Raw genomic sequence first — 15,154 nt, 5'->3', positions numbered from 1 at the left:
AGAGGAAAAGGGTGGCATTGTCTTGAGACGAACTGTTGAACCTTAACGACAAGTCGTTCCGAGCGAATATTCAATCCGTTTTTAGTCACGGCAATCCATCGCAAGTGATTTTCAATTCAACCCGTTTTGCAGGCGCAAAAATCAAGGAAAACTCCGGATTTTGTGCCCGGCGTGAACCGTAGATGAAGGAACGTGGCCCAGCGGGCGGGCGTTTTACTTTCACTATGGAAAGGAAACTCACATCCGCTCGTTGCGCGACTGCCGCGATTGCCGCGGTACTTGTGCTTGGTTCAACCGGCCTTTCGGCTCAGGTGGTTCCCCCTCAGGTGGACCCGCCTGCCGCACCGCCTCCTGAAATCGTGCCTCCGCTGGAGCCGGTGGTGCCAGCGCCGCCTCCTTCGACGCAGGCGCCCGACATTCCGCCTGCTACACCTTCGGCTGCTCCGGCCTCTCCTGCCGCGCAGGCGCCGGTGATGCAGGCGACTCCCATCGTCCAGCCGATACCTGTGGAAGTCGAAGAGGAGAGTGCAGCTCCGGCAGCAGCGCCTGTGGCGCGTGAAAGCCGGGTGGCGGCACCCCAGCGCACGGCTTCTGGCGCGCCTGAGCCTGCCGCCCAGCAGGCCCAGCAGACGGAGCCTGTCGCTCCTCAGCCCGTGAATACGGATTACTTCCCGGTTGAAACCACGGCGCTGTCCGAAGAACCGCTCGGCTCGGAGGAGGTCCTGCCTGCGGCGCAAAGCCCGAACGATCCCGATAATGCGGTGATCAAGGCGATTGACGGCATTGCCTGGGGCGCGGCTGGCACGGTCCTGTTGCTCGCCCTGTTCAGCGGCCCGCTGCGCAGGCGCCGGCCCAAGGATCAGCCGCCCGTGGTTACGCGGCCTGCCGTGACCGCGCCTCCGGTCAGGCATTCGGCGCAACCGCTTGCCGAACCGGCCGCCCCGGCTGCTGTCGCCGCCACGGTCACGCCGCTGACGATCCAGCCCCTGTTTGGCCAGCCCCTATTCGGCCGTCCGACTGGCGCCTCAACCGTTCGTCGTCGGGGCGGTGAGGCAGTGGACCTGCCGCGCAGGCTTCCCGCCCGGTTCGAGGAGCGTGACGCGCTGCTCTTCCGGATGCTGGATGCGCCGCCGGACAAGGCCAATCCGTTCCGCTCTCGCCGTGCCCGGCTGAAGCGCGCGCGCCTGATCCTGCAATCGATCGGCCGCAAGTTCGAACATGCCGATCCGTGGATCGACCTGAGCGACTATCCCCATGTCTGGCCTGAACTGGCCCGGCGCAAGCACTTGCAGGCGGCCTGACCTATGCCACCTGCGGGGGGAGGCGGCCGTGTGAGCGGTCGCCTCTTTCCCCGCCTGTCCTACACGCCTGTTCTACACGCCTGTCCTACATGCGGCCAATGCGCTAGCAGGGATGCGATGAGCCCGCGCCCTCCCTCCCTTCGCGAAGTTGACGCCCCTTCCGCAGGGGTGGGGATTGCAAATCCCTGTACCGTGTCAACTTTGTCAACTTCGGCGGGATTCCGGGCCGATTCAGGCCAAATCGAATCGCCGCACTTGCGAAATGGCGCGCAAGGCGCAATGGACCCGCGCCATGACCAATGAAGCACTGATCGCCGCCGCACAGACATCCAAGGCCTGGCCTTTTCAGGAGGCCCAGCGCCTCGCCAAACGCTTTCCCGGCGGCAAGCGCGATGCGGCGGGCAATCTCGTCCCCGTGGTCTTCGAAACCGGCTATGGTCCCTCGGGCCTGCCGCATATCGGCACTTTCCAGGAAGTGCTGCGCACCACGCTGGTGCGCCGCGCCTATGAAGTGCTGACCGGCGGCCATCCCACGCGCCTGATCGCCTTCTCCGACGATATGGACGGGCTGCGCAAGGTGCCCGACAATATCCCCAATGCCGAAGTGCTGCGTGAAAACCTCCACAAGCCGCTGAGCCGCATTCCCGACCCCTTCGAGAAGGGGCATGCCAGCTTCGCCCATCACAACAACACGATGCTGCGCGATTTCCTCGACCGTTTCGGCTTCGACTATGAATTCGTCGCCGCGTCGGACCGGTACGATTCCGGCGAGTTCGACGATGCGCTGAAGAATGTCCTCAAGCATTACGATGCGATCATGGGCGTGATGCTGCCCACTCTGCGCGAAGAACGCCGCAAGACCTATTCGCCCGTCCTGCCGATCAGCGAAAAGACCGGCCATGTGTTGCAGGTGCCCATCGAAGTGGTGGATGCGGAGGCCGGGATCGTCCGGTTCGAGGATGATGGCGAAGTGGTCGAACAGTCGATCCTGGGCGGCAAGTCCAAGCTGCAATGGAAGGTCGACTGGGCGATGCGCTGGGTCGCGCTGGGCGTCGATTACGAAATGTGCGGCAAGGACTTGACCGACAGCGTCACTCAGTCCGGCAAGATCGCGCAAATCCTTGGCGGGCGTAAGCCTGAAGGCATGATCTACGAGCTGTTCCTGGATGCGAATGGCGAGAAGATTTCCAAGTCCAAGGGCAATGGCCTGACCATCGAGGAATGGCTGACCTATGGCAGCGAGGAATCGCTGGGCTTCTACCTGTTCCGCGAACCCAAGAGCGCCAAGCAGCTGCATGTCGGCGTGATCCCGCGCGCGGTGGACGAATATTGGCAGTTCCGGGCCAAGATTCCCGAACAGCCGATTGAACAGCAGCTCGGCAACCCCGCGTGGAACCTGCTGCGCGCCAATGGCTATCACGGCGGCGATGGCGATACGCTGCCAGTGACCTATGGCCTGCTGCTCAATCTGGTGGGCGTGCTGGGCACGCATGCCACGCATGAGCAGGTGTGGAATTACCTCGGCAATTACGTCCACGATGCCGATCCCAAGCATCATCCGGAACTGAACATTCTGGTCGACAAGGCGCTGGCCTATAATCGCGATTTCGTGGCCCCCACGCTGGTCCGCCGCGCGCCTGACGCCAATGAGGCCGCGGCGCTCGCCGCGCTCGATGCGGTGCTGGCGACCACCGCGGAAGATGCATCGGCCGAGGATCTGCAGACCGAAGTCTACGAGATCGGCAAGGACGAACGCTTCGGTTTCGAAAGCCTGCGCGACTGGTTCAAGGCGCTTTACGAAACGCTGCTCGGCTCCAGCCAGGGGCCGCGCATGGGCAGCTTCATCGCGCTATACGGCGTGGCCAATACCCGCCGCCTGATCGCGGAAGCGCTGGCCAAGTGAACGCTCCGGCCGATCCTCACAAGCTGGCCCGCGAATTGCTGGGCCGCGAGCTTGAGGATCTGGCGCCGGACGAACAGCGGGTGATCAAGCGCGTCGCCGCCGGCACGGTGTTCGTCGGCGACCGCGAAGAGGCAAACCAGATCCACGCCGGGTTCGGCGACCGGCTGGCCGACAAGGTTGCGGCAGTGGGCGGCAGCTGGGGCTTCATCGTGGGCTTCGGCCTTGTGCTGCTGGCCTGGGTGGTGATCAACAGCGATGCCTTCGCCGCGCTGGGGTTCGCCCCGTTCGATCGCTATCCCTTCATCTTCCTCAATCTGATGCTGTCCATGCTGGCCGCCGTACAGGCGCCGATCATCATGATGAGCCAGAACCGGCAGGCCAAGAAAGACCGGATCGCCGCCCGCCACGATTACGAAGTGAACCTGCGCGCCCAGCTGGAACTGATCCGCATCGCGCACCGGCTCGACCGGCTGGCCCGCGAAATGGGCCATGTGGAAGGTCAGGCTGCTGACAGCGGCAAGGAATAGTTTTCCTTGCTACCCGGTGGCGCGTGAGTACCATTTCGCTACGGGGATCAAGAGGAGACGGGACCATGACGCAGACACGCTATTCAACCGTGGCGATGCTGCTCCACTGGCTGATTGCCATTGCCGTGATCGTGAACTGGCGGATCGCGGAATCGGCCGAAAATCTTGAAATTGCTGAAAAGATGCGAGTGATGGACCAGCACAAGGAGCTGGGGATGGTGATCCTGGCGCTCACCGTGCTGCGCCTGTTGTGGCGTCTGGCGAAGGCCCCGCCGCCGCTCGCATCCTCGCTCAAGCCATGGGAAAAGACGGCGGCAAAGGCCGTCCACCTGCTATTCTACGTGCTGCTGATCGGCCTGCCGCTGGGCGGCTGGCTGGGCCAGTCCTATTATGCGCTGGCCGTGGACGTCTATGGCGTGACCGTGCCTGCGCTGCCCGTGGGCAAGAACCCGGAACTGGGCCACTCGATCTTCGAAGCCCATGCCACGGGCGGCACGGTGATGCTGGCGCTGATCGCGGTGCATATCCTCGGCGCGCTCAAGCACACATTCTTCGACAGGGACGGCAATCTGTTCCGGATGCTGCCTTTCGGCACGCCGAAGGCCTGATTTCGGCGCCGGACCTTGAGGGCCTGATCCTGATGGCCTGAACGAAGCAAGTCCCCCACCCGAAGGAGGGGGACTTGCCCTGACTGCCGAACCACTCTTCCGGCAGCAGGAGGGTCACCAGAAGAAGTCGTAGATCACGTCCACCACTTCGCCATTGTAAGTGTCCACCAGCAGGGCGTCGTCGTAATAGCGCACCCAGCGATAGGGGCCGTAGGCCGGCGGCAGGCGGTAATACCACGGGTCGCTGATCCAGTAGCGATCGTTGTAGAACAGCGTATCGAGGAAGAACCCGATGCTCAGCGGCCGGTAGTAATAGTTCCGATAGGGGGCGTAATAGATCCCGATGTGGAACCGGTTGCGGTTGCTGCTGCGGTATTTGCGCCAGTCATAGCGGTTGTCGTTCCGCCATTTGCGGTCCCAGTTCCGGTGATCGCGATCCCGGCTGTAGGAGCCGTTGCGATTGCCGTCGCGATAGGACCGGTTACGGTCATTATCGCGGTAGGAACCGTTGCGATCATTGTCGCGATACGATCCGCCGCGATTGTTGTCGCGATCCCGGTCCCGGTCGCGATTGTGGTCGCGAAGCTCGGCGCCGGTGGGGCGATCATTGTCATTGCGGCGTACCGATCCCGGAGCGCCGGGGCCGCGGTTATTGTCGCCCTGGCGATAATTGCTGCCCTGGGGGGCGGGGCGGGGCGCTGCCTGCGGGGCAGGGGCCGGGCGCACATTGGCCTGCGGAGCCGGTGCGGGCCGCTGCGGGGCATCGCGCCCGCTATCGCGCCGGGAATCCCGATTGTCATTCCCGCCATTGCCGCGCGGGGGCGCCCAGTTGCGGTTGTCCGAAGCCCGGCTGTCCGAGCCCCGGCTATCCGAAGCGCGCCTGTCCGAGCCGCGCGATCCACGGTCGTTCGAGGCACGATTGTCGGAACCACGCGACCAGTTCTGGTTCTGGCCGTTATCGCCGGGTCTTGCCGAAGCCCCGGCGGGAAGCGCGGTCACCGCCATGGCGGTGGCGAGCGCTGCGAGTCCGCTCGTCCTGAGCAGGCCTCTGATAGTCATTGCGGCATCTCCTTCCGTCATGCCGCCGAGTGGTTTGCGGCCCTGTCTGAAAGGCGATCTAAACGAGTCGCGCTGACAGGAAACTGAACCGGCCTGGATGCCTCCCGTTCAGGTTTCTCTGCCTTAAGATTAAAATTTGGCGCTATTTCAAGCGACGCCTAATTCGCCCATCATCCTTGTGTAGATGCGCCGGGCAAGCTTGTTTGCGCCAAGCTGCGCGGCAAGCGCGGATGGAACGATGCGAGTCCAGTAGAGGCGAAGCGCCGCCTGCCGATCCGATGCCAGGGCACGGGCAATCGGCGGAGCATCGAGGTAATAGCGGGCGATATCCTCCGCGCCGCCTTCCTGCCGTGCCAGCCAGCCGTCGCGGAAGCGGCGCAGGGTCGTCAGTTCCCAGCAATCGTCTTCCAGCCCCACCACTTCGCACGTGGCAGTGGTGAGGAAGCAATCCCAATCCAGATCGTCATAGCTGCTGTTCGGATCGCCGCCGAACTGGTGGTTGACGGTGCATTCGCCCTTGTTGGCGTAATCGACCAGCGCGTTGAAGACTTGCGGCGCGACGTCGAAGGCCTGTTTGGCGTCGGCAATCGGATAGGTGAAGGTGATGTTCGGGGTGTCGACGGCGGTGTTCCTGAACATCACGGTGGGATCGGCTTCGGCCGACGCCAGGCCATTGCCGCCTTCCCAGCCGCTGACTGTCAGCCATTCCACGGTGGGCGAACTGTAGACCGCTATGTGTTTCGCGCCGCCGATATCGAAGAAGATTTCCCGCCCGGGGGCAATGCTTTCTCCTTCCTTGTAGAAGGGATTGCGCAAGGCCATCTGGTATTGCCGGGTGGCGGTGGGCGTCCAGTGATACCAGATGGCAAGAGTGGCCTTGCTGGCATCCTGCCCGCCCGTGGCGGCCTTGGGGATCAGCTGGATGCGGTAAACGGCGCGATAGTCGGTTTCGCTGTTCAGCCGGTAGATTTCGCCATCCACCACCGCATTCTGGGTGACCGTGTGAGAGATCATGCAGCCAGGCTTCGCGCCATCGGTGCCATCCGCGCCAACCGCCGCGGCGGGGACAAGGCCGCTCGCCACTGCCAGCAATGCTCGTGCCCGTTTTGCAAAGGCACTCGTCTTCGAAGAACTCATGTGCTGCGCCCCAATCAGCAGGAATTCGGGCGAGCATAACCGGACGGTCTGCGAAGCACAGTCGCAAACTTATGAAAAATCCTGTCATCTTCGTCCTGGGGCGCAAACGCGCCGGATTGGATGACGGCAGTCATGTCGGTGGGGAGGGGCAGGGGTATGCGGGCAGCCGCTCTATCCCATGCCGCTTTGCGCGGCTTCACGCCGCAGCGAGAAACGGATCAGCCAAAGCCGGAAACTGCCTGAACCGGCCGGCAGAGCAAACTGCTCCAGCCGGCCGAATATCAGGATATCGAAGCCTCAGCGCGTGAGCTTCTTGTAAGCCAGGCGCGTCGGGCGGTCCGCGGCGTCGCCCAGGCGGCGGCGGCGGTCTTCCTCATAGGCTTCGAAGTTGCCTTCGAACCATTCGACATGGCTGTTGCCTTCGAAGGCGAGGATGTGGGTTGCCAGACGGTCGAGGAAGAAGCGGTCGTGGCTGATGACCACGGCGCAGCCCGCGAAGTTCTCGATCGCGTCTTCCAGCGCGGCCAGCGTTTCCACGTCGAGGTCGTTGGTCGGTTCGTCCAGCAGCAGCACGTTGCCGCCCTGCTTCAGCATCTTGGCCATGTGCACGCGGTTGCGTTCACCGCCCGAGAGCTTGCCGACATTCTTCTGCTGGTCCGGCCCCTTGAAGTTGAACGCACCGACATAGGCACGGGTGCTCATGTCGTGGCCGTTGACCTTCATGTAGTCGAGCCCGTCGGAGATTTCCTCCCACACGTTCTTCGACCCGTCGAGATGGTCGCGGCTCTGGTCGACATAGCCCAGGCGCACGGTCTCGCCGATCTCGATCGAGCCGCTATCGGGCTTTTCCTGGCCGGTGATGAGCTTGAACAGGGTGGACTTACCCGCACCGTTCGGCCCGATCACGCCCACGATGCCGCCCGGGGGCAGCATGAAGGACAGGTCTTCGAACAGCAGCTTGTCGCCATAGGCCTTGGTGATGCCCTTGGCCTCGATCACCTTGCCGCCCAGACGCTCGGGCACCTGGATGACGATCTGGGCCTTGCCCGGACGGCGGCCGTCCTGCGCTTCCTGGAGCTGCTCGAACTTGCGGATACGGGCCTTGCTCTTGGTCTGGCGCGCGGCCGGGGTCTGCCTGATCCACTCAAGTTCTTCCTTGAGGGCCTTCTGGCGGCCGCTTTCCTCACGCTCTTCCTGGGCAAGGCGCTTGGCCTTCTTCTCCAGATAGGTCGAGTAATTGCCTTCGTAGGGGAAGTACTTTCCGCGGTCGAGTTCGAGGATCCAGCCCACCACATTGTCGAGGAAGTAGCGGTCGTGGGTGATCATCAGCACCGCACCGGCATATTCCTTGAGGTGGTTTTCCAGCCATTCGACACTTTCGGCATCGAGGTGGTTGGTCGGTTCGTCCAGCAGCAGGATGGAAGGCTTCTGGATCAGCAGGCGGGTGAGGGCGATACGGCGCTTTTCACCGCCGGAAAGGCTGTCCACCGGCCAGTCGCCGGGCGGGCAGCGCAGGGCCTCCATCGCCACTTCGAGCTGGTTGTCGAGCGTCCAGCCGTCAACCGCGTCGATCTTTTCCTGCAGCGTGCCCATCTCTTCCATCAGGGCATCGAAATCGGTCTCGTCCGTGGGATCGCCCATTTCGGCGCTGATCGCGTTGAAGCGATCAACCATGTCTGCCACTTCGCGCGCGCCGTCCTTGACGTTTTCCAGCACGGTCTTGCTGGCGTCCAGTTCCGGCTCCTGAGCCAGATAGCCGACGGTGATGTGCTCGCCCGGCCAGGCTTCGCCGGTGTAATCCGTGTCGATGCCGGCCATGATCTTCATCAGGGTCGACTTACCCACGCCGTTGGGGCCGACGATGCCGATCTTGGCACCCTGATAGAACTGCAGGTTGATGTTGTTCAGCACCGGCTTCTGCGCGCCGGGGAAGGTCTTCGTCATGTTCTTCATGACGTATGCGTATTGGGCGGCCATGATGGTCCTTCGGGGAAACGGAACTGTCTCTGGAGTTGCTCGGCAGATAGGGATTGCGGGCCAGCGGGGCAAGCGTGGAAACCATCCATGGGCCCTTCGCGCGCGTGCGGACAAGCGCGGGTGCGTGTAATGGGGGCCCAAATCGGGAAAAGCGGACGATTCCCGTTTGTCATATTCATGTCATTCGCCTAGCGGGGCGGCGCGCGAGGCTGCGGAAAGGAAACATGCGACATGGCGGAAAGGCAGATTGCCGTATTGCCCTATCGCACGGATTCCCCCGCAGTAGACGCGCCGATCAGCATTCTGCTGGTCACTACCAGGGGCACGGGCCGTTGGGTGATCCCCAAGGGCGGGCTTGAGAACAAGCTGCCGCCCCATGCCAGCGCGGCCAAGGAAGCTGAGGAAGAGGCCGGCGTGCTCGGCTCTTCCTGCCCGACTTCGATCGGCTCGTTCCGTTATCGCAAGAAGCGCGCTTCCGGCGCCACGGTTTGGACGGATGTGGACGTGTTCCCCTTCGCAGTGACCGAGGAACTGGAAAGCTGGAAGGAACAGCACGAGCGCGAACGGCGCTGGTTTACTCTGGCCGAAGCGGCCGAGGCCGTGGACGAGCCCGATCTCAGGGCACTGATCCGCAGCTTCGGTGCCCGCGAATTCCGCGCCGCCACTCAGGGGCGCCTCTTCATCAATACGATCAGCACGGTCGGTAAAAGGACAGGAATATCTGCCATGTTTGGCTGGATTCAGAAGCTGCTGCCGCAGCAGGGGAACTTCTTCGACCTCTTCGAGCAGCATGCCGCCACGCTGGTGGCCGGGGCCGATGCGCTCGCTCGTCTGGCGCAGGGTGGGCCGAACAAGGCCGAACACATCCTTGAGATCGAAGAGCGCGAGCATGATGCGGACGAGATCACCCGCGAAGTGCTCCACACCGTGCGCCGCACGTTCCTGACCCCGTTCGACCGCGGTGCGATCACCGATCTGATCGGCGCGATGGACGATGCGATCGACGAGATGCAGCAGACCGCCGGTGCGGTGGACCTCTACGAGATCGACGAATTCGAGCCGGAAATGCGCGACATGTGCGCAATCATCGTGGATGCCGCGCGCCTCACGGCCGAGGCGATTCCGCTGCTGCGCAAGATCGCAGATAATGGCCACCGCCTGCACGAACTGACCGAGCGGCTGGTGCGCATGGAAGGCCATGCCGACGAAATCCACGCCGCCGGCCTGAAGCGTATCTACAAGCAACTGGGCAAGAAGGACCCGATCCAGTTCGTGGTCCGCCAGGAAATGTTCAAGCGGCTGGAACGCGTGGTCGACCGGTTCGAGGATGTCGCGAACGAGATCGACGGCCTCGTGATCGACCATTCCTGACGTCGGGCCGGCCAGATGGAAACCACGCTCGCCCTGCCGCTGCTTATCGGGCTGATCGCCCTGGCGCTGGCCTTCGACTTCCTCAATGGCCTGCACGACGCGGCCAATGCCATCGCCACGGTCGTTTCGACCAGGCTGCTATCGCCGTTCACTGCAGTGCTGTTTGCGGCAGGGGGCAACTTTGCCGCCTATTGGCTGGTCGGGCTGCATGTGGCCGAGACGGTCGGCAAGGGCATTGTCGATAAGGACGTAGTGACGCCGGCCGTGGTGTTCGGCGCTCTGGTCGGGGCGATGTTCTGGAACGTCGTGACCTGGATCAAGGGCATCCCGTCCTCTTCCAGCCATGCGCTGATCGGCGGGTTGCTGGGGGCGGGGATCGCCCATGCCGGGCCGGGCGTGGTGGAATCCGAAGGCACCGTGAAAACCGTGGCGGCGATCTTCCTGTCGCCCATGATCGGCTTCGCGCTCGCCATGGTGTTGATGGTGCTGACCAGCTGGATATTCAAAGGCAGTGCTCCGCGCCGGGCCGATGGCATGTTCAAGGGGCTGCACCTGATCTCTTCGGCGGCCTATTCGATCAGCCATGGCGGCAACGATGCGCAGAAGACCATGGGGATCATCACGGTGCTGCTCTATTCCACCGGCCATCTGGGCGGGGAATTTCACGTGCCGGAATGGGTTGTGCTGTCCTGCTATGCGGCAATTGCACTGGGCACGATGTCGGGCGGCTGGAAGATCATCAAGACGATGGGAACCGGGCTGACCAAGCTCAATCACCATTCGGGCTTCTGCGCCTCTACGGCCGGCTCTCTGGTAGTGTTCGGCGCGAGCGCGATGGGCATTCCCGTTTCGACCACGCATGCCATCACCGGCAGCGTCGTCGGCACCGGTGCGGCGCGCCGGGCCAGCGCGGTGCGCTGGTCGGTGGCGAGCCGCGTGATCGTGGCCTGGTTCATCACCATCCCGGCCAGCGCCGCGGTGGGCGCCGCATTCTACCTGCTCACGCGCCTCTGGTGAGATTGGTCGTGGCGGAGATGCTCCGCCCGTCCTGCATTTCCCAGTGTTCGACAGTGTCGGAAACTTCGATCAGGAAATCCCGGTCGAAATCGTAACTGCGCGCGCGTTCGATCTCCTCGCCGGCGAACAGCCTCACGGCTTCCCAGCTTTCCCAATGGCTGACCAACCGGATGCGCGTAATCTCGCCCTCATGGCGGTGGAGGCACCAGGCCCCGCGATTGCCCGGGGCCTCGCGATAGTCCTGCAAGGTTTCCTCGCGCAGGAGGCGAAGATATTCCGGCGATTTATAATTGGGAACACGGCCTTCCCAAATGCGAATGATCATTGGCCTGGTTCCCGAACAGTTTTCTCTGGCAACCGTTACCGTTCTATGGGCCATTAACCATACGCGCAAATGCTGATCGGGATTTCGCGATGAGCCGTTGATAGGCTTGGGAAAAATGGTCGGGGAGACAGGATTCGAACCTGCGACATCCTGCTCCCAAAGCAGGCGCGCTACCGGGCTGCGCTACTCCCCGACACATATTTCGCCGCGGCGATGGTGGGCCCGGCAGGATTCGAACCCGCGACCTAGCCGTTATGAGCGGCCAGCTCTAACCGCTGAGCTACAGGCCCCCGATGCCGAACGTGGAGCGCGACCTAGCCGGTTCGCCGCGCCAACACAAGCGGGGCTAGACCTCTATTGCATCCATGACCTGCCGGACATTGCATGGCTGCACGCCGCGCTGCTCCAGATAGGCGAAAATCCGCCGCCACCAGTCATACAATGCGTCCAGATCATGATCGTTGCGGACATAGGGCGTGTGGCCGGGCCGCAGCGAAGGGCTGTGGAAAGAAAAGACCAGCAGCGGCAAGCCGTCATCCAGCGCCATGTCGATCCCGCGGATCGCCTCTTCCACCGAAACGCCTTCCGGGGTCAGCGGAATACGCTCCAGCAAGCCCAGCCGGGATAGAACCCCGCGCAAGGCGGGCACGCGCCACATCAGGGGATAGAGCAGGTCGCCCTGCCGGCGCAGCATGCCCCAGAAGGTGGTGGTGAGCGGCAGTTCCAGCACCGTATGGTCCGCATCCAGCCAATAGGGCACGAGCGGATGCTTGCGGTAATCGACGCCGCCTTCGGCCGAATAATCGAATTTGGTGCGCACCGAACTATCGATGGCGATACCGGCCTGGCGCAGGATTTCCGCCGTGTTCGGCCCGGCGCCATACCGGCCCGCACGGTAGATATTGGGGGCCGCGCCGAAATTCGCCTCGATAGTGGAGCGCAGGCGCGAGAACTTCGCCTGTTCCAGTTCGGCGGGCAGATTGCCGGCAAAGGAATTGCGGGGGGTCACATCCTCGTCGAAAGGCGGGTTGACCCAGGGGTGAAGCTGCACGCCCACTTCGGCGCGCCCCTTCGCCACCGCATCGCCCAGAATATCCGCCGCAAGGGCCGATGTCGCGATGGGCCAGTCGATCAGATAGACCGGGCAGACGCCTTCATTTTCGCAAAATTGCTGGAATTTCGCGATGCTGGGCAAATGGTCCAGCCCGAAGCCCTCGCGCTGGATGGGCAGCGTCCAGTCGAACTCCTCTTCCGTGTCGACAGTGACGATGAAGCGCTGGCCAAAGCCCGGCCGGAACTTTGCTTCGTCGATCCTTGCCGGCGGTTCGGTGATCGAACGCATGGCGCTTGCTGCTCCCCCCTGATAACCTTAGCTAACGGTTATGTCCCCCGGGCCGTGTCGGCCATCTGTGGCACCAAGTCCATATCGTTGTTGCGCAGATCGGTCCGAACCGCAGTAGAAAGCGGCAGGGTCAGGACCAGCAAATCCTCCTCGCGCCGCAGATCGCCGCCTGCAGCGCGCGCCTCCGCCCGCGCCAGCCGGAGGGTGAAGCCCGCGCCGAACATGCCGGCGCTGACAGCCTGGGACTGGGCGGGGGCGGTGCTTTCGAACAGATCGTCCCGCCCGGCGAGAGAGGCGGGCAGATCGATCTCCAGCCCGGTCTGCCGGCCATTCTGGGCCAGCACGGCCTGCAGTTCTTCCCCGGGGCTGACCGCGCCCGCCAGCGTGGCGAGAATGCGCCAGGCGAGCATTTCGGCATCGTTGCGTGCCAGTGGCACGGGGCAGGCATTGCCGGTGGCCAGCAGGCTCAGCCCGGCGCTGCGCGCGCGCAGGACCTGATCGAGCTGCGCAGTCATCCCCGCGACGATGGCGTTGAGATCGGACACGCCTTCATCCAGTTCCAGCGCACCGCTTTCCAGCTTCACCAGCCGGTCCAGTTCCTCGAAGCCCGCCAGCATCCGCGCCGCATCGCCCGCGATGGCGGCGGCAAGGGCGCGATATTCGTTGGGAGTGGGGCCGAAGAGCTGCTGCTGGATGATTTCGGCAAAGCCCTGGATCGCGTTCACCGGGGTGCGCAATTCGTGGATTACCTGCCGCATGCGGTCGGCGTGGCTGTCAGGCGTTTCGCCGGCGGCCTCGATCGCGGGCGCCATTGCCGGGCGCCGCATCCTGCCGCGATAGCCGGAGAAGCGGCCGCCGCTGGAGGAGAACACCGGCATGGCGTCCATGCGCCAGTGGCCTGCGATGGCCGGGGCGCCTTCCAGCACGATCTTGCCGTCTCGCACGGGCTGGCGGCGACGCATGGCGGCCAGAGTGGCAGCATCGGCGCGGGCGGGGGCGTCGGGCTTCCGCCCGGCGAGAGCCATCCCCACGCTCATGGGGGCGACTGCTGCGTCCGCCCAGCCAATGCGACCGTCGGCATCGGTGATGAAGTCGAAGCTCTGCGGAGCCTCGGGCAGTTCATCATCCTGTTGTTCGCCCAAGGGCAGGCGTGGCGCTTCGGGCGAAGGAGTGGGCGGAGCAGCGGCACGGGCGCGCTGGAACGCCTCGATCCGGCGAACGATGGCGCCGATCCCGCCGTCACCTTCCTCGCCTGCCAGGGCAAGCGCAGGATCGAGATCGAGTACGGAGCCAGCCGCCTCGGCCAGGAAGATTTCGATCGGGTCCCGAGGGGGCTGCGGTCGGGCCGGGCTGACAGTGGGGGACGAAGCGGGGGCCGCAGTTGGGGCGGGGGCAGGTGCCTTCGCGCGTTGGGTGGCAGGCTGATCGATCACTGTCGTTCCGTCCGCCGGCTGGGGGAGGACGAGATCGCGCACGCCCAGCAGCGCCAGCAGATCGCGCGCCGCTGGCGGCAGGTCCGCGCGCTGGCGCAGATGGGCCCGCACCGCCGTGGGCAGGGCGGGAATCAGCGCCTCCCACTGATCCTCGGTCAGTTGGGCGTTGCTCATGGCGGCAATCGCCACTTGCGGTTCCTGAGAGGCAAGATAGGCCACGAAGGCCGGATTGCGCAGGCGCAGCCCCGGCTCGCGCACCATTATGGCGCGAATCTCGGCAGGGATTTCGGCCGAAAGGACGCTCAGCCGTTCATAGGCAGTCTCGAGCTGGGAATCGTCGGCGCCTTTCGGTGCGCTGCCGGCAAGGTCCAACAACTGGCGGAACTGCGTGTGCGCCGCCCGCACGCTACCGGTCTGCATGCGCAGAACGGTGGCAAGGCGGTCGTCGAACTGCATCGAATCTCCGAGAAGCAGGGGGCCGAGATTGGCCGGAATAGCGCGAAAAGTCCTACCAGTTTCCGGCGTTCCGGGAATCAACGCAGCTAAGGCGTTGCAAAGCGGGACATCTGGCGGCAAAAATAACAATATTACTGGCCGCAATGCGTTATCGTGCTAATCCTTACCTTGTTTAGGGGCACTTACTTCGCGCGCAGGGCGTAGGGGTTTTCGATTATGGCGAATCTCGACGCGATCGACCGGCGGCTGCTTGCCGAATTGCAGGCCGAAGGCCGGATAACCAATGTCGAACTGGCGCAGCGTGTCGGGCTGACCGCGCCGCCATGCCTGCGGCGCGTGCGCGCGCTGGAGGAAGACGGGGTCATTCGCGGCTATCATGCCGATCTCGATCCTTCGAAACTGGGCTTTGCCATCACCGTATTCGCGATGGTCAGCCTGAAGAGCCAGGCCGAGGAAGATTTGCGCGCCTTCGAACAGCACATGCGCGACCTGCCCGAAGTGCGCGAGTGCCACATGCTCAATGGCGAGATCGACTTCATCCTGAAGATCGTGAGCAAGGATCTGCAGAGCTTCCAGGAATTCCTCACCAGCAAGCTCACGCCTGCCCCCAACGTGGCGAGCGTAAAGACCTCCCTGACCATTCGTACCGCCAAGCAGGAACCGGGCGTTCCTCTGGATTGACGGCTGGCCAGTGGCCT

The 15,154-nt window shown here is 63.7% G+C and carries 13 protein-coding genes and 2 tRNA genes; 7 read left to right on the top strand and 8 right to left on the bottom strand.

The window, feature by feature from the left end:
- The first annotated feature begins 281 nt into the window (after positions 1 to 281).
- From WFP36_RS09955 to WFP36_RS09940, 4 genes are all read left to right on the top strand, one after another.
- Entirely contained in the window at positions 282 to 1,301 is a 1,020-nt protein-coding gene (locus WFP36_RS09955; protein ID WP_336980149.1) for a hypothetical protein, read from the top strand.
- A gap of 292 nt (positions 1,302 to 1,593) precedes the next feature.
- Entirely contained in the window at positions 1,594 to 3,204 is a 1,611-nt protein-coding gene (locus WFP36_RS09950; protein ID WP_336980147.1) for a lysine--tRNA ligase, read from the top strand.
- Positions 3,201 to 3,731 carry a DUF1003 domain-containing protein gene (locus WFP36_RS09945; RefSeq protein ID WP_336980145.1) on the top strand — a complete coding sequence of 177 codons (531 nt, stop codon included), beginning with the start codon at positions 3,201 to 3,203 and terminating at the stop codon, positions 3,729 to 3,731. Before WFP36_RS09950 ends, WFP36_RS09945 begins: the two co-directional genes overlap by 4 nt.
- Before the next feature lie 65 nt (positions 3,732 to 3,796).
- On the top strand, positions 3,797 to 4,339 hold the full coding sequence (locus tag WFP36_RS09940; RefSeq protein WP_336980143.1) for a cytochrome b: 543 nt from the start codon (positions 3,797 to 3,799) through the stop codon (positions 4,337 to 4,339).
- Positions 4,340 to 4,453: 114 nt separating this feature from the next.
- On the opposite strand, the gene WFP36_RS09935 is transcribed toward WFP36_RS09940, so the two are convergent.
- From WFP36_RS09935 to ettA, 3 genes are all read right to left on the bottom strand, one after another.
- Positions 4,454 to 5,398, bottom strand: coding sequence for an RcnB family protein (locus tag WFP36_RS09935; protein WP_336980142.1), 945 nt, complete (start codon positions 5,396 to 5,398; stop codon positions 4,454 to 4,456).
- A gap of 147 nt (positions 5,399 to 5,545) precedes the next feature.
- A complete protein-coding gene (locus WFP36_RS09930; protein WP_336980141.1) occupies positions 5,546 to 6,535 on the bottom strand; it encodes a CFI-box-CTERM domain-containing protein in 990 nt (329 codons plus the stop codon).
- A gap of 297 nt (positions 6,536 to 6,832) precedes the next feature.
- Positions 6,833 to 8,512: an energy-dependent translational throttle protein EttA gene (gene ettA, locus WFP36_RS09925; RefSeq protein ID WP_336980140.1), complete on the bottom strand. Its 1,680-nt coding sequence runs from the start codon at positions 8,510 to 8,512 to the stop codon at positions 6,833 to 6,835.
- A 231-nt stretch (positions 8,513 to 8,743) separates the two neighbouring features.
- Between ettA and WFP36_RS09920 the strand changes: the two genes are divergently transcribed.
- Both WFP36_RS09920 and WFP36_RS09915 read left to right on the top strand, forming a co-directional pair.
- On the top strand, positions 8,744 to 9,883 hold the full coding sequence (locus WFP36_RS09920; RefSeq protein ID WP_336980139.1) for a DUF47 family protein: 1,140 nt from the start codon (positions 8,744 to 8,746) through the stop codon (positions 9,881 to 9,883).
- A 15-nt stretch (positions 9,884 to 9,898) separates the two neighbouring features.
- A complete protein-coding gene (locus tag WFP36_RS09915) occupies positions 9,899 to 10,900 on the top strand; it encodes an inorganic phosphate transporter (protein WP_336980138.1) in 1,002 nt (333 codons plus the stop codon).
- Here the strand turns inward: WFP36_RS09915 and WFP36_RS09910 are convergent.
- The 5 genes from WFP36_RS09910 to WFP36_RS09890 all read right to left on the bottom strand — a co-directional run bounded on the left by WFP36_RS09910 (position 10,884) and on the right by WFP36_RS09890 (position 14,456).
- Positions 10,884 to 11,225 (bottom strand): hypothetical protein, encoded by a 342-nt coding sequence (locus tag WFP36_RS09910; protein ID WP_336980137.1) that lies wholly within the window; start codon positions 11,223 to 11,225, stop codon positions 10,884 to 10,886. The genes WFP36_RS09915 and WFP36_RS09910 overlap by 17 nt on opposite strands.
- A 116-nt stretch (positions 11,226 to 11,341) precedes the next feature.
- A tRNA-Pro gene (locus WFP36_RS09905) sits at positions 11,342 to 11,418 on the bottom strand.
- Positions 11,419 to 11,439: 21 nt separating this feature from the next.
- Positions 11,440 to 11,515, bottom strand: a tRNA-Ile gene (locus WFP36_RS09900).
- Positions 11,516 to 11,571: 56 nt separating this feature from the next.
- Positions 11,572 to 12,567 carry a polysaccharide deacetylase family protein gene (locus WFP36_RS09895; protein ID WP_336980136.1) on the bottom strand — a complete coding sequence of 332 codons (996 nt, stop codon included), beginning with the start codon at positions 12,565 to 12,567 and terminating at the stop codon, positions 11,572 to 11,574.
- A 38-nt stretch (positions 12,568 to 12,605) separates the two neighbouring features.
- Positions 12,606 to 14,456 carry a histidine kinase dimerization/phospho-acceptor domain-containing protein gene (locus WFP36_RS09890; protein WP_336980135.1) on the bottom strand — a complete coding sequence of 617 codons (1,851 nt, stop codon included), beginning with the start codon at positions 14,454 to 14,456 and terminating at the stop codon, positions 12,606 to 12,608.
- A gap of 216 nt (positions 14,457 to 14,672) precedes the next feature.
- Between WFP36_RS09890 and WFP36_RS09885 the strand changes: the two genes are divergently transcribed.
- Positions 14,673 to 15,137 (top strand): Lrp/AsnC family transcriptional regulator, encoded by a 465-nt coding sequence (locus WFP36_RS09885; protein WP_336980134.1) that lies wholly within the window; start codon positions 14,673 to 14,675, stop codon positions 15,135 to 15,137.
- Positions 15,138 to 15,154: the final 17 nt, after the last annotated feature.

Source organism: Fulverythrobacter fulvus (assembly GCF_037154085.1).
Taxonomy (GTDB): Bacteria; Pseudomonadota; Alphaproteobacteria; order Sphingomonadales; family Sphingomonadaceae; genus Andeanibacterium; species Andeanibacterium fulvum.
The sequence above is the reverse complement of the archived record's forward strand: the minus strand, read 5'-3'. Positions and strand labels throughout refer to the sequence as shown.